This window comes from Stenotrophomonas sp. 59, from assembly GCF_030291095.1.
Classification (GTDB): Bacteria; Pseudomonadota; Gammaproteobacteria; order Xanthomonadales; family Xanthomonadaceae; genus Stenotrophomonas; species Stenotrophomonas maltophilia_Q.
In genome coordinates this window covers 2,265,058-2,289,475 of the sequence record NZ_CP127408.1, presented here as the reverse complement: position 1 = coordinate 2,289,475, position 24,418 = coordinate 2,265,058, and the positions used below count along the sequence as shown (strand labels likewise).

Below are 24,418 nucleotides of genomic sequence, written 5' to 3'. Positions count from 1 at the left end.
CGAACTACCGGGGTTTCGAATCCCGGCCACCCGTTTCCGGTGGCACGCAAAGGAATACGCCCGGTTGTGCGCGACGCCAATGCAGTAAGGCTGATGCCGACATCACTTTCAACATTTTCAGAATCGTTGCATTTGGCGCAACCGGGCCAGATCCTTGCGTTGCAAGGCTATCGGCCATGTTGGCTGTGGATGCCTGCGGACTGTCGGCATTCGCCCACCGGGGCCATAAGGGAGGCGGATGCGACACGGTTGCCAGAGGTTGTTTGTCCTCAATAGCCCTTCGACGCGGCCTTGGTCCGCTCTAGCCATGCGGCATTGTGGCTGCGCGCGTGGCGCGACCAGTGCTGGGCATCGTCGATGATGCTGGCGAACAGTGTGCGTGCCTGCTCGCGGCCGTCCGGCTGCGGCTGTGCAATCAGCCATCGGCGTACAGGCAGCGAGCGGCCGCATCGTTTCCGCATTCCACGGCCTGCTCGAACGTAGCGCGGGCGCCGGGAAAGCAACACCTGAGCAGAAAATCGGTGGGTCTATACATTGTGGCGGTGACAACAGCAGGGCAATTCCGTAGAGTCGACAGGCTAGCTGTCGATCTTCGTGTCACCAAACTAAAAATTAAGATAAAAAGGAATGCATAATGTCAAAGCAGGATAGGCTGAATTCCTACAATTCTTGGCCGAATGGGGCGCCATTCCCTGCAGAGATCCAGTTTGGTCAGCGGATCGCAGCGACAAGTGTTCCTCTCTTTGTCCCAATCCAGGTCAATGCCAATTTGACTCTTGAGGGGCACATCTCACTTTCGTATGTTCTCGACGCACTTGGCAGCCTTCCCCGGCGACCGGACCATTCCTTCGACTGGGCATGGAAGGCATTCGAACACCTGACAAAGAAGGGGGCGCCAAATCTAAACATCACCGAGGCGCTTCGTGTATTTGCGGTCCCGCAAATATGTAGTGCACTGAACAATGACGGCAATGCCTCGATTCAGTTTCAGGAATTTGTCAATAAGATCCCGATGCAGACAGCAAGATTCATGCTAAAGAAGATCATCAAAGAAAAACCCTACGCCCCCCCCACTAGCCCATTCGCGAAGCGCCTACTGTTCGCCAACGGAAACGGCCCCGTCACTTCGCAGGCTCTTCAAGCCCTGCTCGACAAACTGTCAGGCTATAACTATTCGAATGCAAGCGACCGGCGAAAGGGAGCATCTCTCTTGCGAAAGGCGCTCACAGGCCAGGCGCTGACTTATCCCTTGGGTCAGTTCGCCCTTTCTCAGCAGGATAGGATCTTACTTCTTGTAAGCGGCCTTGGTTATGGCTTTCGCAATGATCGCACCCATGCCAACTCAATCTCCCCGTTTACCAGCAGCAAAGCTGGCGTTAAGACATATGCGCACTGCTGGTTTAGTTTCCTATTGATCTATTACTCACTCACAATGCTTTGGGCTAACAACGGCTTCGTTCCTGCCCAAGGGGCTCTAGGTGCCAACTACTCTCAAAATAACGCCGGATTCATGTCCTTGTTCTCAAATGTTCTCGGCAACTAAACGGCCGCACTAAGGCGCATTACCCGGCTGGCAGGAAATCAACCGAGCTGCGCTATTTGATCGTCCCGCGCGCCCAGGCCGGCTGTGCGCTTCTTTCCGGAAGCGGGCGGTTGCGAGGCAGGGATTAGGGATGTTTATCGGGGGTAGGGCGAGTGTCCACTTCTGGTCGAAAGCGGACATCGCGGGGGGAGGCGATTGACCTGCGTTGACGCGGGTCGGCGGCGTGGATAGGGTGCCGGAGCACCCATGGTCGCGATGCACCAATTGGATAGCCGCTTAAGACCCCATCCACATGCCTGCATCGCCCCGTGAGGCATCTACCTCTGTAGTATCCAACCCATCAGAGCAGGCTAGGCTGGTACGGCTCATATGACATGAGTGGGCAATATCGGTCGCTGCGATGCCAAGCTATCTACGCGACGAGGGTGCGGAGCCGCGTTTAGCTGCACGCCGCCTCCGGCGTTGCAACCGATCTCGCAGGGAACCACCCTGGATTCGAACGGATCACCCCGAACAGCTTGGCCGGAATCTTCAAACCAACAGCCTCCGCGTCAGGATCCAGCGCCGTCACGATGTCACCCTCGCGCGCCGCCACCGCTTTCTCCACCCACTGCGGATCCAGCACCAGGCCACGTCCAACCGCAGCAAGAGACAACCCTCCGTCCAGAGCGGTGCGAGCATCCCGGGGCAGTCGTAGTTCGCCTGCGGCCATCAATGGCAGGCGTCCGCCAACGCGCTCAATGAACAGCTCGGCGGTGGTTTGCTCATCATCCGCATCCAGAGGCTTGCCTGCCAGGACGTTGTAAAGCGATACATGCAGGTAGTCGAGGTTGCCCTCTTCAATCAGCGTGTCCACCAATGCCAGTGCATCCCCGACACGCAACGCACCGTCACCCGGTTCCTCCGGCGAAATCCGATACCCCAGCAGGAAGGGGCGCTGGGCGCGAAGCGAGATCACGCGACGCACTTCGCGTACGACCTCAAGGGGGAAGCGCATCCGCGCCTCCAGTGAACCTCCCCACTCGTCGGAGCGCTGATTGAACAGCGGCGACAGGAAGTTCTGGATCAGGAAGCCATGTGCCCCATGGAGCTCCACGCCATCGAATCCGGCCTCGATCGCGCGACGGGTGGCCTCGCCAAAGTCATGGATGACTGCCAGGATCTCATCAGGGTCAAGTGCGCGGCTGGCCACTTCTCCATTGTTGAAGGGCCCTTTCGGCGCGGCCATGGCACTTGCGCTTACCAGCTCGCCCTCCGGGATCAGCGACGGCACCGCTTTGTTACCCGCGTGGAAGATCTGGAGGACTGCAGGAGCGCCGCCGCTCTTTGCGGCCTGTGCAAGCTTCCGCAAGCTTGGGATGAATTGATCATCATGGGACGCGAACTCGTCGGTGAAGCCGACGCCGTTGGCTTGCACCTGGGTACAGCCCGTCAGCACAAGGCCGACGCCCTGCACGCGTTCGCGGTAATAGGACAGCTCCTCGTCGGAAACTGTCTGGTCTGGGTTCGAGGACCAGGTCGTCATCGGTGCCATCACGATTCGGTTGCGCAGCACCGTGCCGTTGCTGAACACGTAGGGTTCAAGCAGTAGATCATTCATCATTGCGTTCACATGGTTGGTGGACCCCACTGATGGGGCGCACAATGGTTTCAATTTCCACTCGTATTAAAGAGGCGAGTCCGGGTTGATTCCGAACCATTCCCGGTCAATCGCCTCAAGCATCTCTTCAGGTGACAGCTGTCGTGTCATACGGCCACGGAGTAGCTGCCGATGCTCGAACGAGCGCGCTCCGCGGCTCATCACCTTGTCCCGGAACGCCGAGATATATTCATCGCCAATGTGGCTGTTGTACGTGTTGAACAGCACCACGTGCTTGCCATCAAAGCGATTGTTCTCGACGAATGACCAGATGGGCGGAGCGGGGCTGTAGAGCCAGACCGGGGAGCCCAGCCAGACCGTGTCGAAGGGTGCCAGGTCAATGGTCCTCGGCCATGTCCTCGGCAAAGCCCCTGCGTCCCGCTTCAACCCATCCGCGGCCCTCAACGCACCCACCAGACCGCCTACACCAAGCTCATGGTCAGGCACTTTCAGGGCGTAGAGGCGCGCGTTCAGCTGCCGGGAGACATGCCGGGCTGCAAGGCCCGTGTTCCCGGAGCGCGAGTAATACACCACCGCAACACCGGATACGCGCGCGTCTGCGCTCGGCATGTAGGGCTCGATTCCCACAGTCTCGCCGGCCTGCCGTCGCTCGATGACGCTCACCGCAAGCAGGACGGCAAATGCCGCGAGGGACGCCACTGCGATCGAGGCGCCAATGATCTGGATCCAGGACATGCGCCTCACCTCCTGTTCCTCAGAAGTCAGTGGAGCGGGTCAGTTCCTCGAACCTGCCCGTCTCGGCAATTCGGCCTTCCAGCGTCGGCATGACGAAGTCCACCGCATCGCTGCCGATGAGCAGCTGCCGCGGCGGATGCTCCATGCCGGCGACCTGAAGGACGACCTGCGCAAGCTTGGCCGGGTCTCCCTGCTGCTGGCCATCTGCCGATGCCAGCAGGCTTCGGGCGTTTCCAAACGGTGCATAGTCAGCAATCGAAACGTCACCGTACCTGGCGGATCGCTCATTCAAGAATTCGGTACGGAAGAAGCCCGGCTCGATCGCGGTGACCTGGATCCCAAGCGGCGCCACCTCGTCTGCCAGCGCCAGCGTCATTCCTTCAACGGCGAACTTCGACGCCGAATAGAACGTTGCATTGGCAACAGCCTTCACGCCTGCAATGGACGAGGTGTTGATCACGCGCCCACGGCCTTGACGACGCATCACCGGCAGCACCGCCCTGAGCACATTCGCCATGCCAAAGACATTCGTGGCGAACTGCTGCTCGATCTGCGCGGCGGTTGCCTCCTCGAAGCGCCCGAGCAGGCAGAAGCCGGCGTTGTTGACCAGCACGTCAATCTTCCCGAAGCGAGCAATGGCTGCATCGACTGCGGTTTGTGCGTGCGCCTGTCTGCTCACGTCAAGGACCTGAAGCTCGATACGATCCTGAGGCGCGTCCGCGTAGGCAGCACGAAGCTGCTCCATGCTGCGCCCCGTGGCCACGACACTATCGCCGTCTGCGAGCGCGGCCTTGGCGATCTCGAGACCCATGCCTCGCGATGCACCCGTGATAAACCAGATTCTGTTCATGTCAATTCTCCTGAAGCGCCAACCTCAGAGGGTCAGCTGCAGGGTAGGGCGGATAACGATGTCGTCCAGCAGCACGCCTGGCGGCTGAGCGAAGGTGTAGACCAGTGCGTTGGCGACGTCTTCCGGAAGAAGTGCGTCAATCGCTTCACGACGCTCCCGCATCACGTCCGAAGGCACGTTGTGGCCCCACTCGGTGTGCACCGCACCCGGATGAATCAGCGAGACCCGGATGCCTTGCCCTGCAAGCTCCTGGCGCAACCCATCGGAGAACCCGCTGACAGCGAACTTCGTCGCGCAATACACGGCCCAGTTGGGGGCGCTCGTCTTGCCACCGACACTTGAGACCGTGGAAATCATTGCCCCGGGCCGGCCCTTCATCAGCGGCAGAGCGGCGTGCGTGCAGTGGAGCACGCCATAGAGATTTGCATCGATCTGGCGGCGCCAGTCGTCAGGAGTACTGCCTTCGAATGGGCCCGCAATACCCATGCCGGCGTTGTTGAACAACAAGTCCAAGCCACCAAATCGCTGGCGGACTTCGCTGAAGAGGGCCGCCACCTGGTCTGGATCTGCTACGTCGGCTGCAATGGCAAGTGCCTGCGGTCCGAGTTCGGTCGCCAAGGCCTCAATGCGGTCCTTCCGGCGCGCGGACAGCACCACCGACATGCCCTCTGCAACCAGTGCTCTCGCCGTGGCTTCGCCAATGCCACTCGAGGCACCAGTGATCACGGCGATCTTTCCTTCAATGCTATTTAGCTTCACAAGAGTATCTCTTCAGGGGCCGAACCGGATTGATTCGACCGTTTCAAGGGGTGACGTAGCGCACCCACAGCACGTCATCCGAAAGAACCTGCGCTGACTTCAGCGTGTACTTGCGTGGTGGCTGCGAGCTCAGGCTCGCCGGGCGTTGGAACGAGGTCGGGGTGTCGTTGGCATCATCCAGGGCAGGAACGGTCACCAGGCTGATCTCGTCGATCAGTCCCGCATGGAGGAAGCTTCCATTGACGATGGGGCCTCCAGATACGACCAGTGTCTGGATGCCAAACAAGACCTTCAGCTTCTGCACGGCCAGGGCCAGATCGAGCTCATCGCCACCGGCGAAGATGTACGAGATCTTCCGCTGGTGGAGATACGAGATGTAATCATCAGAGGCGCGGTCCGTCAGCACTTCAATCAGATGCGCCTCTGGCCGCAACCCATACTGGACGGTGTTCTTGTTCCAGGGGAGCTTTCCGGAAGCATCGATGGAGACGACGAAATCACGCGCACCTGCATCACCGATGTAGTCCTGTCGAGCCACGCGGGGGGCTTTGGGATCAAAGCGGGGGGACCCAGTACCGGCGAAGTACGCCATCGTTACCCGGCCGCAGAGCCAGGCCTGGCTGCCAAAGCTCAGATGCGTCTCGTCATAGGCACGAGCCAATGCAGCGCGAAGCGGAACCTCCATGAACGGGCCGTAGGCCTTGCCATTGATGGATGTTTCCATGTGACAGATGATGTGGGGACGTCCCATGGGTTGGCCTCTTTCGTTCTTTAGAATTGGGTTGTTGTCATCTGCTGCCGATCGTGCTGATAGCGATCAAGCAGTGCGGCTGCCAGGCACTCCATCCTCGAGATCGCGTTGGCTAGGGATCGCAACAGTGCTTCTCCCCCCTCGGCTGTATGCTCGACCGCGATGGCATGTATCTCGGTGATTCCAATGCGGCCCAGCGCCGCGCGCAGGCTGGACTCCAGTTTGTTGAGGTGCGCGAACTCGCCGCCTTCATCCATGCCGTGGCCACCGCGCGCACTCAGCACGACCACGGGAAAGAACCGCTCGCAGAAGGCTCGTCGAGGGTCGGCGTTTTCTGCGTCATCCGGCACAGTCCGGCTTTGATGTACAACGTTGGCAAGCCATGCTTTAAGGCACGATGGCATCGTCAGGTCGTACAACGGCGTGCCAATGACGACCATGTCTGCCCAGAACAACTCATCCACCATCAGATCACTCTCAGCCACGGCGTCGAGCTGTGCGGGTGACAGCGGACCGCCATCACACACCGCCTGAATCCAGCGCGGACCCACCTGTTTTGGTGGTGCCGCTCCCAGATCCCTGTACTCCACTTCGCTTTCTGGCCACGCATCCAACCAGCATTCGACGAAATGTCTGCTGAGCCGACGCGAGTAGGAGCCATGATGGCCGGGAGGACAAATGGCTCGCAGGCCCGGGCGACCACTGGCATCAAGGTGCAGGATTCTCACTGGGCGCCCGGGATCCATCGCGGTTACATGAAGTACGGCTTGTCGCCGTCGCTTCCTGGCTTGTTCAACCCTAGATTCCCACCGGTGTGGCGAGCCGGATCGACGATGATCTGGCTGATCAGGTCACCCACGCTCCTGCGGGAAACCACGGTGCCTTTGAACGGCTGGCCCTTTTCCGTGGTCTCGTAGTCCACCTCGTCCTCGTCAGTCAGCCAAGCCGGGCGCAGGATCGTGTAGTCCAGGCCCGAGGCCTCGATGGCGTCCGCTGCACGCCTGAACGGCTTGAGGTCTTCGCCGATGATGTCGTTGTTCCACTCGCCGAACTTGCCCGGAACCTCGTCATAGATGCCCAGCGAGAGGACGAAGATGAGGCGCTTGACGCCCGCGGTGTTCATCGCTGCGATCACCGCCTGCGCTTGCTTGTCCAGGTCTTCGCCGGTCAGGTTGGCGTAGACGATGTCCTGATCTGCGACCGCATCCTTCAGCAGCTTCTTGTCCAGGACGTTGCCAATGACCACCTTCGCATTGGCCGGCTCCTTGCCCGTCAGTTTCTTCGGGTCACGCAGCAGCAGGGTCTGCTGGATGCCTTTCTCTGCGGCGAGCGATCTGATGACCCATTGGGCGATCTGGCCGCTTGCGCCCAGGATGAGAACGTTTTTCATGATCACGACTCCTTGTTGTCAGGCACCGATGTAGGCGCCGTTGTCTACCACCAGAACTCGCCCGGTGACGGCGCGCGCCATGTCGCTTGCCAGATAGAGGATGGCGTTCGCCTGGTCCTCGGGCTGCGTGAAGGGCAGGGATTGGTCGGTATGCTTGGTGATGTAGGGAACCATCGTCGATCCGCCGGTGAGCTTGCCGGCCGCCCAGTCACGGGCCATCGGCGTATCGGTGTTGCCCGGGGCCACCGCGTTGCAGCGGATGCCGGTGCCCGAGAAGCGGACTGCGATGTTGGTGGTCATCGCGTTCACGGCGGCCTTGGTGGAGACGTACGCCAGGCCGCCCAGCGGCAGCGATCCGTTCACCGAGGTAACGTTGACGATGGCGCCGGTGCCTCGCGGCATGAAGTGACCCACTGCCTCGCGACAGAAGCGGAATACGCCGGCGTAGTTCACCTGCACCACTTCGTCGAAGTGCTCATCCGTGTACTCCTCGATGGACATCATGTCGCCATACCCGGCGTTGTTCACCAGGATGTCGACCTGCCCGAACGCTTCGATTGCCTTGGCGAACACCAGCCGGGGCGCTGCCGGATCGGCCGAGTCCGCGACGATGCCCAGCGCATTGCCACCGGCGTCCTGGATCTCCTTCACCACGGCATCAAGGTCGGCCTGCTTGAGAGCGGTGAGAACGACATTCGCACCCTGCGAGACGAACAGCTTGGCTGTAGCAAGGCCGATGCCCTTGCTGGCACCAGTGATGATGGCGGTCTTTCCAGACAGTAGGGGTTTCATGTTCACTTCCTTTGCTTGCTGATGGACGACCTGCCGGTCAGTCAGAGGTTGGCCTTGAAGAACGGAACCACCTGGGCCATCGCGATCGCGACCGGCTCCGGCTTGTCGTACAGGTCGTAGTGCGACCAGCCTTCAGCGACGACGATCTGCTTGTTCTCGGAGGCCGCGCGGCTGTAGATCTCCCAGCCATCACGATAGGCGCCGAAGCCACCGGGCTTGTCACCGATGACCACCATCAGTGGCTGGGTCAGCAGCACCTCGGCGTTGAGGAACGCATCCCAACCCATCGCCGCACCGCTGAAGGACATCAGCTGGCTGGTGGCACCGTTGGGCTGCTGGCCGCGTGCCGTCTTGTAGTACTCGGTGGCTTCCAGTACGTCGATATCCGTGATGCCTGCAGCCTTGCCCGCTTCAACCGAATCCGGCAACAGGTTGGCTACATCACGCTCGGCACCCTGCGCCTGGGCCGTGCGCATGCCGGCAATGTTGGCTGCCAGCTCGCGCGGCTTGAACTGTGCGAAACCCTCGCGGATCAGGCGGCCGTAGTTCACGGCGGTGATGGATACCAGCGCCTGGATGCGGTGGTCGGTAATGCCAGCGTGGATGGTGTACGCACCGCCGCCGCAGACGCCGATCGCACCAATGCGACCGGCATCGACGTACGGCAGCGACTGCAGGTAGTCGACGGCGAAACGGATATCCGAAACGCGGATCGACGGGTCTTCGATGAAGCGAGGCTCCCCGCCGCTGGCGCCCTGGAAGCTGGCATCGTGCACCAGCACCACGAAGCCCTGTTCGGCCAGGCCCTTGGCGTAGACATTGCCCGCCGTCTGTTCCTTGCAGCTGCCGATGGGGTGCGTGCTGACGATGGCAGGGTACTTCTTGCCTTCATCGAAACCGGCAGGCAGGTAAAGATCGGCCGCGGTCTGCCAGCCCAGGTTCGGATAGCTGACGGTCTTGATGGTAATGGCGCTCATGGTGTTCTCCTGGTCAGATGCCGCGTTCTTCAAAGACGCGACGGGCGATGCCGAGAGCGGTGGATGCGGTCGGCCAGCCGGAGTAGAAGGCGAGATGGGTGATCAGCTCGACCAGTTCTTCCCGTGTCACGCCGTTGTCCAGAGCCTTTCCGAGGTGAAAGGGCAGTTCGTTGATGCGATAGAGCGTGACCAGCGAAGACACGGTGATCAGGCTGCGATCGCGGGGGGACAGGCCTGGCCGCTCCCACAGGTCGCCGAAGAGAACGCGGTCTGTGTAGTCCGCCAGCGCGGGGGCGATATCGCCCCAGGCCGCCTGGGCCGCCGAAGGTGCCTTGTCCTTCGATGATGTGGATGTAGTCATGTTCTGCTCACGTATTCGATGGGATGCCCAGGCGGCCCGGCATTGCCGTAGCCGCCTCACCGGGCATCTGGATTACTTCAGACGGGTCTGGAAGAACGGGGCCAGGACCGAAACCGCCTCATCGACGAACTTCGGCACGTCATACAGCGACATGTGATTTGCACCCTCAACCACATGCAGGGACTTGTCCTTGCTTGCGGCCCGGGCCAGCAGGTCATCGCTCATCCACTTGCTCCCCGCAACGCTGCCGGCCACCGCCAGGATCGGCTGGGTCAGGAATGCCTCGGCCTTGTTGTAGGCGTCGTAGGTGATGATCTGGTTGAGGTTGCGGGTCAGCGCGAAGCCCGGGGCATTGGGATGTTCGGCGCGCGGGGTGTGGTAGTACTCCCATGCTTCGCGCAGCTCGGCATTGGGCGCGTCTTCTTCGCGCAGCGGTGCCAGAGGAATGGTCGCGAACTCGCCCGAAGCGATGTCGGTGGTGCGCGCATTGGAGCCGAAGTCTAGGTAGCCCACGGCATCGGCGTCCTTGACCGTGTTCTCCCAGCCATTGCGGAACATCTGGCCGATGTTGACCGCACTGACCATGCCCAGTGCCTTGATGCGACGATCGTTGATGGCGGCGTTGGCGCTGTAACCAGCGCCGGCGCAGATACCCATCGCACCGATCTTGTCCTGGTCCACGTAGGGGAGGGTGGTCAGGTAGTCGATGACCGCACTCACATCCTCGGTGCTGACATAGGGGTTCTCCAGCTGCCGCGGTTCGCCGGTGCTCGCGCCCTGGTAAGAACGGTCGAAGGCAATCGTGACCAGGCCTGCTTCGGCCAGCTTCCCGGCGTACAGTCCGGCGGTCTGCTCCTTCACGCCACCACCGGGATGGGACACGACGACTGCCGGGTACTTTCGGGCTTCGTCAAAGCCTTCCGGGAAGTACAGGGTGGCCGCCGTGGTGACGCCCTGGCCATTGAGATTCTTGAACGTGACGTTGCGCATGTGCGTGCTCCGGTGTGGGTGTGAGGTGGCCGGCTCTGCTGCCGACAGAGCCCATCCTATTGACCGGATTGGGTCCAATAAATAGTCTTCCGGATACATGAGCCGTAAGAAGAACTAAACAATGCCCATCGAACCTTCGCTCGTAACGTCCCTGACCTGGTTCGCCCATATCGCCCGGCATCGCAGCTTCACCAAGGCGGCCACCGAGATGGAGATCACACGGGCAGCGCTCTCCCAGCACCTCAAAGCACTGGAGGAGCGGCTGGATGTCAGGCTGCTGCACCGCACCACCCGGAACATGTCGTTGACCGAAGAAGGACAGCAGCTGCTGGACGTGCTGCAGCCGGCACTGACGGCGATCGAGAAAGCCGTGGAGGAACTGGGGGAGGTCCATGCAGAGCCTTCGGGTGTGATTCGCATGAACTCTTCGCGCATCGCGTCACGACTTCTGCTGGAGCCGCACATGGGCGAGTTCCTGGCACGTTATCCCAAGCTGCGGCTTGAACTGATCATGGATGACGGCTTTTCCAATCTGGTGGCCAACGGTCTGGACGCCGGCATCCGCCTGGGCGAGAGCCTGGACGAGCACATGGTGGCCGTGCCGATCACGCCTCCGTTGGAGATGGCGATCGTCGGATCCCCGGCCTACCTCGAGCAGCACGGTATACCCGAGACTCCCGGTGATCTGATCCGGCACAACTGCCTGGCCTACCGGTTCACGTCCAGTGGGACGATCGACCACTGGACGTTCACTGCACCAGGTGGCCAAGGCCGAAAGCTGGTCTTCGAACCGCAGGGCAACGCGGTGTTCAACGACGACGACAGCATGCTCCGGGCAGCGCTGCAGGGTGTGGGACTGATTCGCCACATCGATCTGTGCGTCAGCGAGCACCTGGCCAGCGGTGCACTGGTGCGCGTGCTGGCGCCGTGGTGCCGTCCATTTCCCGGCTTCTTCCTGTACGTCCCATCGCGCGCCCAGATGCCGGCGAAGGTCCGGGCATTGATGGACTTCCTGGTCGAACGACGTGAGCAGCTGGCCTCACCGCAGCGCAGGCGCGTGGTGGCCGAAGATCGTCGCGCAAAGAGAAGGCACGGCAGCCGACCCAAGGCATTGCCCACCGGGTAGCTGGGATTCAACGTCCGCGCGGAGTTGCGATGGCTCCGGGCATTGCCGACCCTGCTCATGCAGGGTCTCGGCGTTTGTTTAGCTGGCCTAACGACTCATGTACCTGGAAGCGCATTTATCCGGTATGCCGTCCGGCCTAGGCTGGTCGCTCTCTTTGGGTGGCCACTGTGACCACATGCCTCAGGCACGCCGTGAGGATCCTCGCCGCCCATGGCCACAGATTCGCCCTATGGGCAATGCAGCAGGAACAGGACAATGACCGGAAGGTTTGATGCACAGACGACTGCGGACGAGGCGCTCGATGGAAAGGACCTGCGTGGAAAGCGCTACCTCATCACGGGTACATCCGCGGGCCTGGGGGTCGAAACCGCGCGTGCGCTGGTCGCCCGCGGCGCGGACGTAGTCGGCGCCGTTCGCAATCTTGCGAAGGCGGAGGCGGCTACCGCCGTCGTTCGCGCAGCCGCTGATGCAGCTGGGGGGCGCTTCAGCCTGATCGAAGTTGATCTGGCATCACTGGCTTCGGTCAGGGCGTGTGCCGACAAGCTCCTTGCCGACGGTCAGATGTTCGATGCGGTCATCGCCAACGCCGGGGTGATGGTGACGCCCCTTGGGTACACCGTCGATGGCTTCGAGACTCAGTTCGGCACCAATCATCTGGGTCACTTCGTTCTGGTCAATCGCATCGCCTCCCTGATCGTTGACGGCGGACGACTGGTGAGTCTGTCGTCCGCAGGTCACCGCTTGAGTGACGTTGATATCGATGATCCGAACTTCGAACGGACTGCCTATGACCCCTGGGTTGCCTACGGCCGGGCCAAGACTGCCAACGTGCTGTTCGCGGTGGAATTTGACCGGCGCCATAAGCATCGCGGTGTCCGTGCCTGTGCGTTGATGCCAGGCTCCATCGCCACAGAGCTTGGGCGGTATGCCGAAGAGGGCGTGTTCCAGGCCTTGCTGGATGACATGAAGCAGGTGGGCGCTCCCGACCTGGTCTACAAGACGATCCCACAGGGTGCGGCCACCACTGTATGGGCTGCCGTCACGGCCCCGCCTGAGGAGATCGGTGGACAGTACTGTGAAGATTGCGGTGTTGCGCCCATTACTGAAGGTGCCAGTGTTCGGTATGGTGCCTTTGCTTACGCGCTTGATGCGGACAGTGCGCGTAGGCTTTGGGAGCGGAGCGAGGAACTGGTTGGGGAGACGTTCCCTGCCTGATGTCTCCTGAAGGTGGGGCAGGGGGGGGGGGGGCTGCCATTCAGTTTTAGGATTAGGAAGATTTATCGGGGGTGGGGATGCGGCGGCATTGCAGTAACGGCAGGTGGGTAGGCGCTATCCCGCTGCCACGCTTTGACTGAGGCACCTGGTTAGCCGCATCGTCAGACCGCCTCATCGGGCCTCGAGCCTTCCGCAGTCGCTTCGTCGGCCAATACATCAAGCACGGTGAAGACTCCAGCCAGATCGTCGTGATATGAAGCTATATAATTGCTCGTAATTACATGTCGCTCTTCCATGCCCAGGACCTTTTGGCGGATAAACTCCCCGTACTTGGTCCAGTACAGCCCCATCTTCTTGGTGTCAAAACCGCCGATAATCCCAGTCTTGGATGCAAAGTAGCCGTCCTCTTCGCGTTCAGAAAAGAAAGGGCTGGACAAGTGCGAAAGACAATGATCAAGGAAATGAAAGACGTTGTCTTCTTCGATGGCTGGATTGAAGCAGACGCCGAACACGTATTCGTTCATTAGCCTTGCTATACCACCACCATCGGAATTTCCCGATTCATCATAAAGCCCGCAACCAACACCTGAACCAGTTGGTGGCAGCGAATTGCATAGCTGATAGATCACGAAGGATTTAATAATAGAGCGTGCCGAGGAGGCAAGTTGGGAAAGCGAGAGGGTACCGGGCTCAGTTTGATTCCGCCTTGAAATCTGCGAGACTATCTGAGGCCACGCTTCGCCGAGGAGCGCGCTATCCGGGACGTCGCTGACTTCGGAGAAAAAGTTTCGCTGGGGATCAATATAAACTCGCTTAAAGAGCGCGAAGACACCCTGAGATAGCCCTCTCATCCCCATCAAAGCGAGTTTGCTTACCAAGCCAGTTGTTGGCGCGCCTACATCCTGGTGATGAATGAGGGCTGATTGCAAGTTATACAATTGTCCCTGACGATCTGCGGAGCATTGGAGCCTAAACAACATTAGGTCGTTCCAGCCGAGAACACCTCGGTCGCTGCTGGCGAGTCGTTGCAGTAAACCCTTGCCTTGGTGGGAGCCCTCGCCGAAGATTCGCTGCGCGATTTCTACAACATTCTCTGGAGAATTTGTAAGGCGTCGGCCGGACGTCCTTCCCCAGCCGGCACGATCGAGGAGGCGCAGCAAGGAATAGATCGACCTCGGTCGCAATCCTCGATCCTCATTCTCGATCGATGAGTAGCACGGCAGATAGTTGACGAGCGTGTCGATTGCATCTTCCGCTACAGAGTGAGTGAAGTCATGGGCTTGATTGACAAGCACTCTCCAGAACTGATCATGCGCGCGCTCTCCTTGATTCAAGTGGAAGTCGGGTGATTTCAGAATTGACGCAACTGGTGTTCCTTTCCGAACCTTGTCCACGGCCTCCTGATACAGAACAAATGTCTCCTGCGGTTCAGGCGTCGCGAATCGCACAATCAGCTTGAGGTAGCCTTCAAGATTTCTGAAGGGGAGTTGGTTAAAGCATGCCCGTGACACCAGCACTTTTTCATCTACGCTACCAACGTTACCGAGCTCCAAGGCTTTCACGTCGAAAAGCTGTTTCAGTAAAAATTCTGCGGTCCCTTGGCATTCGCCCGCTAGCTTTGAGAATTCAGCGCTATTTCTGTACTCTCGAGCATCGTACTCATGATGCACTGAGAAAGTCCCGCTCCGCCCCTCGGTCTCTTCGGCATAGATGCGTCTGAACAACCCAGGGTAATTCAGGTGCAGGAGTATAAGATTGATGAGATCGCGCTTATTGAAATCCGTGCGACCCAAGTCGCTTCTCTCAAGCTGCATAAGCAACATCGCATTGACGAACCGCTTTACTTTGCGCAGGTCGCCAACAAGGGGCAGGTACTTTGCCGCTAATTCGCCGTCAAGAATGTCCGCCAGCTCGTTGAGTACAGCGCCGAGCTTCAGCATCGTGTCAGACGGGATCGAGCCAAGCTGGTTCTCTTCGCGTTGCCAGTCTCGTCGCAGGAAGTCCCTAATTCTTGAGCTGTCGACGAACAAGCTTAGCTTGACGGTCACAAACTTCTCAAGAAACTCACGTACTCTCGAGTCTTCATCTTTGCTGCCGGCAAGTATCTCGGTGTCATAGCAGAGAACGTAGGTTGCCTGAGAAAGCTTGAATGTCCGCCGTGTAGCAAACAAAACGCTGTTAGTGGTCTTTACGTCCAATCTATCCAAATCGTCTACGACGATGATTACGCGCCGGCCGATCCGCTTGAGGACTTCGTCGATGTCGTCGAGCAGCTCATCAACGGTCTCTTGCCCGGGTTCCAGAGAGACCTTAAAGCCGAGGAACGACACATCGGCTTTCCCCTTTATCAGGCGCGAGTACCGCGACACCGCTGGCCGGAACTCGGGGGCGAAGACCTTCCGTTGAATTGCGGCGGACAAGTCCCGAATCATGCGGTCCGCCAGGTCAGACTCGGACGTATACCTAAGGGGTTCGAATCGGCAAACAATGACCCTGTCTTCTGCGAGTTTCCAGTAGCGCTCGGCGAGGTTGATAAAGCTTGTCTTGCCTACGCCCCAAGGGCCATCGACTCCAAAGACAAGCCCTGGATGTGCGCCGCTTTCAAGGACGGTTTCCGCGAACGCCTTGGCTTGCACTTCGCTCGCAAGCAGATCATCTCTCTCTTCTCCGATCTCTTCATCTGCGATGAAGTAGAGCTGCGGGGCTGCCTTTTTGGATCTCGGGAAGTATCGCTGGATCAGCGGCGACAGCAAGATGGCGGAGAGCAGAACGAGAACTATCGGCGCCCAATGAGGATCCGCATCCTTCAGAGCTGTGTGAGCCCTAGCCAACCATGGGGAAGCTAGTTCGTTTGCCCAAATGCCTATACCGACTGCAATCAGTAGGTCGACACGTAGACTGCGGGCCATTCGCTCGGCCGCGGCAAGTGCGCCTCGCTTCACTGCATAGGTCGAACATAGAGCCGTACCCGCGAGTATCACCCCCACCTTCGCCCAGATGGGCACTTCAGATAACGTCACGGCGAAGCTTGCACCGAGGTAGAAGGCGGCTCGCCAGACCTCCGCGACTAAGAAACCTATGGTGAGTGACCGTGCGAAGATCGGTAGCTCGGGCATCTTCATTGCCGGCTTTGGGGCTGTCATCGACACGCCTTCCCTTCGTGAAACTCGTGTGTGCCCAAATACGGGTCTAAGGGGGACAAATCAGCCGCTCCATGGTAATCCTGACAAACTCAGCATGGCTCGTTTGCCGCATTCAGGCAACCGCGACAGAAGGCGACGCAATGGGAGTGGCGGCTTCTATTCGGAGTGAAGTAGAGTGAGAGCGTCCGGAATTGCGGCAGCGACCTTGCAATCGTATTGGCGATCAAGCGCCAGGTGATTTGCGGTGACCATTGCCCTCAGTCGACGTTCGGTGAGGAAGATATCGCAATACGCTAGCGCCGAACAGGCATGCCGGAAGTCTTCGAAGTCGTTTGCCTCAAGCTGTTGGGGCTTATTCCAGCGAACACTCGCATGCAGGCAGGTGTTGATGTGCAGGCTGGGGAGAACGACCTTGAACTTATCTTGCTTGAGCGCCGCCAGCAAGATGTTGGTCCAAATACGAACCGCCTCCGCTTCCGCAGCACTGTCTGCCCCCGAGGGCGAGGTCCCCGTGATGAGCTTCTGCAAGTCTCGGGCAATCTCCATGGCCATCGACGCATAGGCCTCGGCCGCACCCTGCGCTTCGATGACATAGGTCTGCCGGAAACTGTGCAGATGTCCGGCATGCTTCGCATTGCCCGCATTGAGCTGTTCGGCCAAGCGCGGGTGCCGATCTGAGGGCATTTCCTTGCCACCGAGCGCATCGACCATCTCCGAAAGCGATAGGGACCACATGTGGTCGAAGAACGCCTTCTGGATCGCGAGCTCGGTGCTCGCGTCGAACGCGGTCTCGTGCGGGTGCACTACGCCTAGGACGTAGCCGAGCTTGGTCCAAGGCAGGCGCTGCAGCTCAGGGACGCCGAGATCTCGGCATTGACCATAGATGAAGGTCCGCAGTTCCATAGCGACACGTTGCTCGAACGGGATCAACGCGACACCCAGACTCAGCTCATCGATTATCTTCGCCGTCGCGATGCGGGTTCGCTTGTCGCTTTGCTTGAGCATTTCGGCGAAGGTACTCTCGCTTAGAGGGCAGAAGGCCTTGCCTGTTGAGACAAGTCCGCGCAGGGCGCCGAGCAGTTCCGTTTCCGGATCGGCCGTGCGTACGCCAGCGACAACATCGCGCAGGATGATCCAGTACTTGGTGTCCAGATAGATGATGCGACGGGGCCGCAGCTCTTCGTCCAATCCGGCATGGCAGCGCCGCACGTGGGTCTCCAGAGTCACGTCGGGTGACGCGAGATGCTGTTGCAGTGCGGATATCATGCCTCGCTCACTCCGCAGCAAGTGGGGCGACGAAACGCCGCCAGAACTGGGGTGGCACAGGCCACCGGTGGTGGTGGCAGGCGGCGAGCACGATTGGCCAATAGCCCGTCGCGATCGCCGAAAGCTTGTCGAAGGCGCCTTCCTGCTTGAACGCCGCGTCGAGGGTATCGATCTGATCCTGGCCGCCGATTGTCAGGGGAAGATCGCATAGCGCAATCCCGTGCTCGTCGCTGCCGATGTAGAGGCCTGCTTCGCTCGATTCGTCGGGGATCCATAGCTGGAGAGTGCAGTGCTGTAGTTCCTTGGCCTTAAGGTCGACTAATTGCACCAAGCATTCCCCGTCGTCGAAATACGAGAGAAAGGCTGCCATAAGCGGAATCAGCGTCGAACCAGCCGTCGCTTCCTGGCGGTACTCGTCGGTCCGGCAGCGTGGGTGCGCGATGAGGTCGCGGTACTCGGAGAAGACGCAGGGGTACCGGCCATGCGTGCGCAGTGTCAGTGCCAGCCGTTGTGTCATTCCTTGCAACCACGCGTGCGCGTCGTGCAGGTTGCCATCGGCAGCCCCGACCAAAAGCAGGAACAGCGCGACCTCGATGGAATGCTCATCCTGGAGCGGCAGGAACAGCGCCGGATTATTGTTGATTAGCTGGAAGCCGGCGTCCACCAATGCTCTGGTCTGGGCATGCAGCCTGATCTTGCGCTCGGCATCCGGGTCCTGTTGGCTGATCCAGTGGATCCAGAGGCCGGCCATCGCGATCCGGCCGAGGAGGTCGAACAGCCTTAGGTTAACGTCGGCGGACGTCCCGCCGCAGATCGCCATTGAAATGCCGTGGGGAACGCTAACATGCGGAAGGATCTTGCGATACAGGAATTCCTCGCTGATCGCGAGATGAAGCTGGATAGCATCGCCCAAGACTGCGGTGATTGCCTTGCCGGCGGCGTTGCGGGTCTTGCCGACGTAAGGACGTAGCAGATCCCACAGATGGAGCAGGGCAAACTCGCTGGCGCGGTAAGGCGCCTCGACGTTGTCAACGTCGCGCGCCCACACGAACAGCACCCAAAGCGCGATGTAGATTTGGCGGGCGCTTCTGACTCGTTCCTTGTCGTTCGTGGCGGATTGGCATAGTTCGCGCACGAGACGCGAGTAATGCTGAAAGGCGATCTCGGGGTCGTCCACCATTGCGACCGCCTTCTGGAAATGGCGACGCAGAGCCTTGGGCATGATCTCTTCGCGTAGGATGCCTTGCATCAGCATGCCGGCGAGCTTGTCCCCGTTCCACTCGGCAAACGAGACCCGATCGGTGGTATATCGCCGGGCGTAGCCCTCGACGTCGCTGCGCACTTGCTCCTGCATGTCGCCACCAAAAACCATGCACACGACGATCTTCAAGTCCTGGTAGCGCTTGGGCACCCGGTGCTGGACGTAGTTGTCTAGGATCGTGTCGAGCGAGGCGCGAAGCGATTGCGGCGTGCCGTCGTTCCAGGACTCCCGAGTGAGGTCTCCGCGCTTCACCGTGAACAAGAACAGTTTGCGCTCACCATCCTCGTCCGCGCCGACGGCCGCAATGTCGACGCCGGCCTGCGTCGTACCACGCTGCGGGCGGGAATAGACGATGTAGCCCAGCTCGCTGAGCAGATCCGGCAGGATTGCATCGAGTTCTTCGCGCTCGCGCAGGGAAGCCAAGTAGCTTCGGAAGATGAGCTTCATGCGGGCTTTTCGACCATGCACATGCGGCGCAGGTAGTCCAGCCCAACGGGGTCGAGTTTCTCCAGGTGTGGGAGTTCGATGTAGGTGCGGTGCTTGTGAAGATCCATGGCGAATGCACGCTTCTGGCCACCAGGATCTACGACGTAGGTGAGCGTGCGCTTTCCGTGCAGGATAGTCGAATGGTGCATGAGCTTGCGGAAGACGGACTGTTTTTCCGCCTCTTTGTGTGCCTCCCGCATCTGGTCGTGCGAGCGCTGATGCACGGTGTCCAGCTGTCGCTCGGAAGGATGCAGCTCCCTGATGGAGCCAATCGCATCGATGGCGGAGCAGAACTTTTCGAACCTGGTCAGCACGTTCTGGACCGTGTCGTAGGCCGCGTCGGTCGAAGACAGGCTTACCAGATAGTCCCTGGCGCCGCCTCCATAGCTCAGGAGAATGGGGTCAAACAGGAGCTGCCCGACGAGTGCCTTGATGTCCTCATCCGCGGCACGGATCACTGAGACTAGGATCGAGCAGCATGCCACGGGATGCACGAACAGGAAGCCGATCGCCTTGCGGCACAGGAATAGTTGCTGATCATGGCTCAGGCCGAGAGACTGCGCACTCGTATTGAAGACGCGTTCCTTGCCGGCCCTCATGAATTGGCCGGTACTACTGGCCAATGCGATGCTGCCCGACAGCAGCCATCGCACGACTATTTCGTACACCCGCTGCGGGTTTTCGATATTTAACTCGTGTACGGTCGAATTGAACTGCTCGATGGTTAGCGTTCCCTCGCCCAGCATTTCGGTCAGGTAGTCCAGCGCCTGTGATTCGTTGGGCGTGCCGACCATGCGTTGCAGCCCGCTGTCCACCAGACGGATAGTGCCCTGGTGCTCCACATCGACAGCTCGCAGGGCGTTCAGCGCGATTCTGACCGTCTCCATGTCCAGCGAAGAATGCGACTGGAACAGGAGCCGCGCAAGTCCATACAGAACCTGTGGCCCCGGACTCTCCACAGCGGACCGGATCAGTCGCCGTGGCAGTGCGGTGTCCTTGAGCGACTGCAGGATATCGAACGCCGCGGATAACGCATTCACCCGGACCACATCGTCGTTGTTGCTGGCGATGAATGGCTCTACGACCGCGATGGCATGCTTAGCGCTGTCGCCATCCGCGAACGCCATCTGGCCAAGCGCCGACAGGCCGCAGAGCCGTCGGTTGTCGTCGTATTCCCGGACAAAAGCGGTGGCCGCCTCGATGTCGTTGATGCCCTGCAGAGCGAATGTCACGAACTGTATCTCCAGTTCGCCCCCGGCCCTGGCGTCCCGAATAACGCCGGCCGCGCCTTCCGGGTTGCCCTTGCACCATTGACGGAACGCGCCGTTCGGCATGTGTGCCACGCCGTCATTCCCCGCGCGTTCGATCAGGATGTGGCAGCAGGCCATCAAGGCGGTTGCATTCGTGCGGAGTCGAGGGATGGCATCGCAATAGAATTGCTGCGCCGTGAAGAACGACTGCAGATCGAGAATGGCGAACGTCGGCTGGCTCGGGACGGCGACAAGATCAATGTCGCCGTTGTTGTGCAAGACGACGCAGCGCTTCAGGAACGTGTCGCTCCCATCCTTAGCGGGGAGGTGGTACTCCGCGAGCTCGGCTGCAAGGTTGCCGGCTTCGTATAGCTGGATGATCTGTTCCGCTGACGGAACTGTCGAAATGGCCACGGCGTCCCCCGGTCAATGGCGTGTATCGAAAAAATGACTTACTTGAGCAATCGCGCGGCAGGATTCTCTACGGCGGCGCCAGCTTGAAAATACCCGATCACGCTCGCCACGGAGCGATGCTCGGTCAACGCCATGACTGCAGGCAGCGGCACCCCTTGCATTCCCGCCTCCGTCACGAACCCCGAGCGCAGGCTGTGCGCTCCAAAATCCCCTTCCAAGCCCGCCAAATGGGCCCTGCGCTTCACGATCGCGGCCACAGAGCCGGGGAGCAGGGCGGGGCCGCATCGCCCCTTCCAGACTCGCCGGAAGATCGCGCCCTCTTGGATCCCCGCAGCCTCCAGCCAGGCGGCGAGCGCGTCTGCGCTGCGCCCCAAGATGGGCTTGTCGGGGGTCGAGTCTGCCGTCACCCCAGCCTGCTGGGTCTTTGAGTACTCCAGTCGATAGATGTAGCCGTCCTCGCCGACCTTGCGCAGGTCGCGCATATCAGCAGCAGCAATTTCGCTGCGCCGGCGCCCGCCACTGGCAAAGCCAAAGCAGAGTAGGGCACGGTCACGCAGGCCCTCCAGGCTGTCATCGCAGGTCGCTAGCATGGCCTCGAGTTCAGCCCGAGCAATTGCGGTTTTCTTGGTAGGCCGCTCACCCCGTTTGACCGCAGCACGCCGAGCCCGGCTGAGCAGGGTACGGATGCTGGGCAGCTCGCATGGGTTGGTCAGCCGTTTGAGCTTGTGGGCGGTTGAGAGTACCGCCACCCGCTGGACTACAGTCGACAGCTTAAGCGGCCCGACCTTGGCCTTGAGGCCGGAGGCCACCAGCGTCTGATCCAGCACCTGCGGCAGCTCGCTCACCAGCTCAGCTTTGCTTCGACGTTGAACATGGTCGACGAGAAACTGGATCACCACAGCCTCACTGACCGGAAGAACCAGCTCGATCCCATAGCGTCCTCGGTGCCAGCCGGCCCAGTAGCGCAGGGCGGTGGCATAGCTGCGGATGGTGTTGGCCGCAGCCGCTTCGGCGAGCAGCTCGCGCACCGCTTCGGCGGCTTGCTGGGCCAGTTGCTCTGGCAAAACCAGATGCGCGGCCGTCGCCGGCAAGGTAGAAGACGTGGGATTTTGATTCATAGTATGTAATGTATGCTATGAGATAGGGTTCGTACTCACGATAATCATCACTTATCGCGAGTACGCTACCAGCAGAGTAGGGCGCCAGTAAAGGAGACTTCGCATGGCCCGGGGCATCACTGAATCTGACGTCCATAGCGCCGCCGACGAATTGGTCGGCAAGGGCGAACGCCCAACCGTCGAGCGGATCCGGACTCACCTGGGGACAGGCTCGCCGAACACCGTGACCCGCTGGCTGGAGACGTGGTGGAAGCGACTTGGCACGCGCCTGCAGCCAGCGCGTCCGGACCTGGAAGATGCACCAGCGGTGTTGGCAGAACTCGCCGGACAATGGTGGGAGCTAGCGTTGAGTCATGCCCGGGAGGCCGCCCATCGAGAGCTTGCAGCGGCTGAGCAGTCACTGGCCGCCCGGCGTGATGCACTGGAGGCAAAGTCCCGGCTTGTAGCTGACGAGCTGACGCAAATGCGCTCAGAGCGCGACGATGCTCTCACAGGAGAGAGGATTGCCGCTACGCAAGCTGCAGAGCTACAGCGATTGGTTGACCAGCTCCGTCTGCAGATGTCAGAGCTTGTAGAGCAGCGGGATGTCGAGCTTCGAAGAGCTGATCGAAATGAAGCATCGAGACAGCAACTCGACGCCAGGCTTCATGAGGCGCTAGAAACGGCGAAATCTGAGCGAGAAGACTGGGCCGAGTACACCAGATCTGTCGAGAATCGGGCGCTCAGCGATGTTGATCGCGCCCGACAGGAGGCGAAAGAACTCCAGGTGCAGCTAAGCAAGGCATCCGAGCAACACAGAGCTCTTGAGAAGCAGCTGCGCCAGGATATCCAGACCGCCCAAGCAGCGGCCGCCACGGCCAGTCAGGCTGCCGATATCCTGCGCGGCAGATGTGACGCGCTCGAGGGACAACTTTCAGGGCTTCGAGATTTGCCAGCTCAGCTGGAAGTTGCATTCAAGCGATCCAAAGAAGTTCGCATCGCTGCTGATGTTAGGCCGAAACGCAAGCGGCCGAAGCAATGAGCGCGCTGAAGTAGTACTTTTACTTGGAAGGCTCGCCTCCAGAAGGCGAGCCGAATCGCCTCGGTTCCTGCAGTCGAGCCTAGTGGACGCCAACTAATGGCGCTACTTGCTTGATGGAGGCGCCAACTTCAGAGAAGTAGCACTAATACGTTGAGCGGCGTAACAACTTTAGTTGGGTCGGCTCCAAGGGCCCGTCAGGTCAATTCGTTCGTGCGGATCGATCTTGATCATGCTGCGAGCTCATCCTTGTCGGGGGTTCCAACAGGGAGGCAAGAGCCAAGCCAGAGCCGCAGCCATTGCCAAGAGGACCCGACGAAGGCCCAGACTCGGCGGATACGGCATTTCGCATAATGTATATTATGTTCACGGCATCCCGAGGGACGCTGGCGTAGCGCTCGCCTCAACCACCGACCTTGCCATGACAAGAAGCCAGCTTTCCCAGCAGGCCCCTTCGCGGCCTGGCAGCTACTGCTTCCTCCATCGTCCGATCAGGGTCTTGTACATGACCCAGGCGATCCAGCCGCAAACCAAGCCGACCCCCGCGACAATGATCTCTTCCTCTTCAAAGGCGGCGCCGTTCAGTCCTTGATAGGCCACGAAAGCCAGCGCTCTCAATGACAGCAAGGCAAATAAAGCTATAGGTGCCCAAAGTAGGACCTTCATCGTTCTCCCGCCTCCAATCGCATCGGCCGGTCACTTGCCCTGACAGGAACGTGATTCCCGTCTGGCGTGACGCGTCACGTTAATAGCCTATGGCAGTCCGCTGGCGCAGGCCCTCGATATAGACCCGGTGCCTCTTCCTGCACTAGTTCGAAAGCAGCCCCTTCGCCAGAAGCGTGATCCGGGTCGCCTCATTGAGGTCGTACGCACCCAGATCCTTCGGCTCTACCCAGGCATGGGCATCAAACTCCTCGTTGATCGTAACGTCGCGATTCAGTGCTTCGCAGTCGAAGATCAGGTAGATCATGTGGATCTGCTCGCTGGAACCGTCCGGATAGAGCTTGGTGCGGATGTCGTCGCGGAAGGTCCACGGTTGAACGGCACCGATCTGCAGCGCGTGCCCCAGCTCTTCGCGGATCTCCCGGCGCAGGCCTTCCTCGATGCGTTCGTCGGGCTCCAGCCCACCGCCGGACAGTGCCCATTGGCCTGGAAATGCACCACGATCCAACGGCATGCGGCACAGCAGGTAGGCGCCCTGGTTCTGGATCAGCGGGCATACGATGACGCGTTGTCTCACAGTGTCTTCCTTGGATATCGGATAGGTGCCGGATGGATTGTATGAAACCCGGTTCCATCCCGATGGGTTGCAATTGATTTAGCGTGGCAGGTCACGGCGAACCTGCGCGGCGCGGCGGCTTCACATGCTGCCG

Annotated in this window: 22 protein-coding genes and 1 pseudogene; 4 read left to right on the top strand and 19 right to left on the bottom strand. The window is 60.1% G+C overall.

Going from position 1 to position 24,418, the window contains the following annotated elements; translation table 11 throughout:
* Positions 1–269 precede the first annotated feature (269 nt).
* Positions 270–496: pseudogene (locus tag QP552_RS10665) on the bottom strand (hypothetical protein); the annotation flags it as partial.
* Between the two features lie 138 nt (positions 497–634).
* Between QP552_RS10665 and QP552_RS10660 the strand changes: the two are divergent.
* The gene (locus QP552_RS10660) at positions 635–1,543 is read left to right on the top strand and encodes a hypothetical protein (RefSeq protein WP_286075874.1); all 909 of its coding nucleotides are present in this window, start codon (positions 635–637) and stop codon (positions 1,541–1,543) included.
* A gap of 439 nt (positions 1,544–1,982) precedes the next feature.
* On the opposite strand, the gene QP552_RS10655 is transcribed toward QP552_RS10660, so the two are convergent.
* From QP552_RS10655 to QP552_RS10605, 11 genes are all read right to left on the bottom strand, one after another.
* On the bottom strand, positions 1,983–3,143 hold the full coding sequence (locus QP552_RS10655) for an NADH-dependent flavin oxidoreductase (RefSeq protein WP_286075872.1): 1,161 nt from the start codon (positions 3,141–3,143) through the stop codon (positions 1,983–1,985).
* 66 nt (positions 3,144–3,209) lie between these two features.
* A complete protein-coding gene (locus tag QP552_RS10650) occupies positions 3,210–3,878 on the bottom strand; it encodes a flavodoxin (protein ID WP_286075870.1) in 669 nt (222 codons plus the stop codon).
* A 19-nt stretch (positions 3,879–3,897) separates the two neighbouring features.
* The gene (locus QP552_RS10645) at positions 3,898–4,728 is read right to left on the bottom strand and encodes an SDR family NAD(P)-dependent oxidoreductase (protein WP_286075868.1); all 831 of its coding nucleotides are present in this window, start codon (positions 4,726–4,728) and stop codon (positions 3,898–3,900) included.
* A gap of 24 nt (positions 4,729–4,752) precedes the next feature.
* Positions 4,753–5,454 carry an SDR family oxidoreductase gene (locus tag QP552_RS10640; protein ID WP_286075866.1) on the bottom strand — a complete coding sequence of 234 codons (702 nt, stop codon included), beginning with the start codon at positions 5,452–5,454 and terminating at the stop codon, positions 4,753–4,755.
* A 76-nt stretch (positions 5,455–5,530) separates the two neighbouring features.
* Positions 5,531–6,211: a dihydrofolate reductase family protein gene (locus tag QP552_RS10635; protein WP_286075865.1), complete on the bottom strand. Its 681-nt coding sequence runs from the start codon at positions 6,209–6,211 to the stop codon at positions 5,531–5,533.
* Positions 6,212–6,258: 47 nt separating this feature from the next.
* The gene (locus QP552_RS10630) at positions 6,259–6,966 is read right to left on the bottom strand and encodes an NAD(P)H-dependent oxidoreductase (protein ID WP_286075863.1); all 708 of its coding nucleotides are present in this window, start codon (positions 6,964–6,966) and stop codon (positions 6,259–6,261) included.
* 23 nt (positions 6,967–6,989) lie between these two features.
* Positions 6,990–7,628 (bottom strand): SDR family oxidoreductase, encoded by a 639-nt coding sequence (locus tag QP552_RS10625; RefSeq protein ID WP_286075929.1) that lies wholly within the window; start codon positions 7,626–7,628, stop codon positions 6,990–6,992.
* An 18-nt stretch (positions 7,629–7,646) separates the two neighbouring features.
* A complete protein-coding gene (locus tag QP552_RS10620; RefSeq protein WP_286075862.1) occupies positions 7,647–8,420 on the bottom strand; it encodes an SDR family NAD(P)-dependent oxidoreductase in 774 nt (257 codons plus the stop codon).
* A 41-nt stretch (positions 8,421–8,461) separates the two neighbouring features.
* On the bottom strand, positions 8,462–9,397 hold the full coding sequence (locus QP552_RS10615; RefSeq protein WP_286075860.1) for an alpha/beta hydrolase: 936 nt from the start codon (positions 9,395–9,397) through the stop codon (positions 8,462–8,464).
* A gap of 13 nt (positions 9,398–9,410) precedes the next feature.
* Positions 9,411–9,758 carry a carboxymuconolactone decarboxylase family protein gene (locus tag QP552_RS10610; protein ID WP_253134777.1) on the bottom strand — a complete coding sequence of 116 codons (348 nt, stop codon included), beginning with the start codon at positions 9,756–9,758 and terminating at the stop codon, positions 9,411–9,413.
* Between the two features lie 72 nt (positions 9,759–9,830).
* Positions 9,831–10,748, bottom strand: coding sequence for an alpha/beta hydrolase (locus tag QP552_RS10605; protein WP_286075859.1), 918 nt, complete (start codon positions 10,746–10,748; stop codon positions 9,831–9,833).
* Positions 10,749–10,869: 121 nt separating this feature from the next.
* On the opposite strand from QP552_RS10605, the gene QP552_RS10600 reads away from it, so the two are divergent.
* Both QP552_RS10600 and QP552_RS10595 read left to right on the top strand, forming a co-directional pair.
* Positions 10,870–11,874, top strand: coding sequence for a LysR family transcriptional regulator (locus tag QP552_RS10600; RefSeq protein ID WP_286075858.1), 1,005 nt, complete (start codon positions 10,870–10,872; stop codon positions 11,872–11,874).
* Positions 11,875–12,129: 255 nt separating this feature from the next.
* Complete coding sequence (locus tag QP552_RS10595; RefSeq protein ID WP_286075857.1) at positions 12,130–13,089, top strand: SDR family NAD(P)-dependent oxidoreductase; 960 nt, start codon at positions 12,130–12,132, stop codon at positions 13,087–13,089.
* 161 nt (positions 13,090–13,250) lie between these two features.
* Here QP552_RS10595 and QP552_RS10590 read toward each other — a convergent pair whose 3' ends face one another.
* The 5 genes from QP552_RS10590 to QP552_RS10570 form a co-directional block, all read right to left on the bottom strand.
* Positions 13,251–16,211, bottom strand: coding sequence for a KAP family NTPase (locus tag QP552_RS10590; protein ID WP_286075856.1), 2,961 nt, complete (start codon positions 16,209–16,211; stop codon positions 13,251–13,253).
* 177 nt (positions 16,212–16,388) lie between these two features.
* Complete coding sequence (locus QP552_RS10585) at positions 16,389–17,498, bottom strand: hypothetical protein (RefSeq protein WP_286075855.1); 1,110 nt, start codon at positions 17,496–17,498, stop codon at positions 16,389–16,391.
* A gap of 7 nt (positions 17,499–17,505) precedes the next feature.
* Positions 17,506–19,206: a hypothetical protein gene (locus QP552_RS10580; RefSeq protein WP_286075854.1), complete on the bottom strand. Its 1,701-nt coding sequence runs from the start codon at positions 19,204–19,206 to the stop codon at positions 17,506–17,508.
* The gene (locus QP552_RS10575; RefSeq protein ID WP_286075853.1) at positions 19,203–20,909 is read right to left on the bottom strand and encodes a hypothetical protein; all 1,707 of its coding nucleotides are present in this window, start codon (positions 20,907–20,909) and stop codon (positions 19,203–19,205) included. Before QP552_RS10575 ends, QP552_RS10580 begins: the two co-directional genes overlap by 4 nt.
* Before the next feature lie 38 nt (positions 20,910–20,947).
* Positions 20,948–22,027, bottom strand: coding sequence for a site-specific integrase (locus QP552_RS10570; protein ID WP_286075852.1), 1,080 nt, complete (start codon positions 22,025–22,027; stop codon positions 20,948–20,950).
* A gap of 103 nt (positions 22,028–22,130) precedes the next feature.
* Between QP552_RS10570 and QP552_RS10565 the strand changes: the two genes are divergently transcribed.
* On the top strand, positions 22,131–23,048 hold the full coding sequence (locus QP552_RS10565; protein ID WP_286075851.1) for a DNA-binding protein: 918 nt from the start codon (positions 22,131–22,133) through the stop codon (positions 23,046–23,048).
* Between the two features lie 465 nt (positions 23,049–23,513).
* Here QP552_RS10565 and QP552_RS10560 read toward each other — a convergent pair whose 3' ends face one another.
* Positions 23,514–23,711 (bottom strand): hypothetical protein, encoded by a 198-nt coding sequence (locus tag QP552_RS10560; protein WP_062607033.1) that lies wholly within the window; start codon positions 23,709–23,711, stop codon positions 23,514–23,516.
* A gap of 142 nt (positions 23,712–23,853) precedes the next feature.
* Positions 23,854–24,285 carry a nucleoside triphosphatase NudI gene (nudI, locus tag QP552_RS10555; protein WP_286075850.1) on the bottom strand — a complete coding sequence of 144 codons (432 nt, stop codon included), beginning with the start codon at positions 24,283–24,285 and terminating at the stop codon, positions 23,854–23,856.
* Between the last annotated feature and the right edge of the window lie 133 nt (positions 24,286–24,418).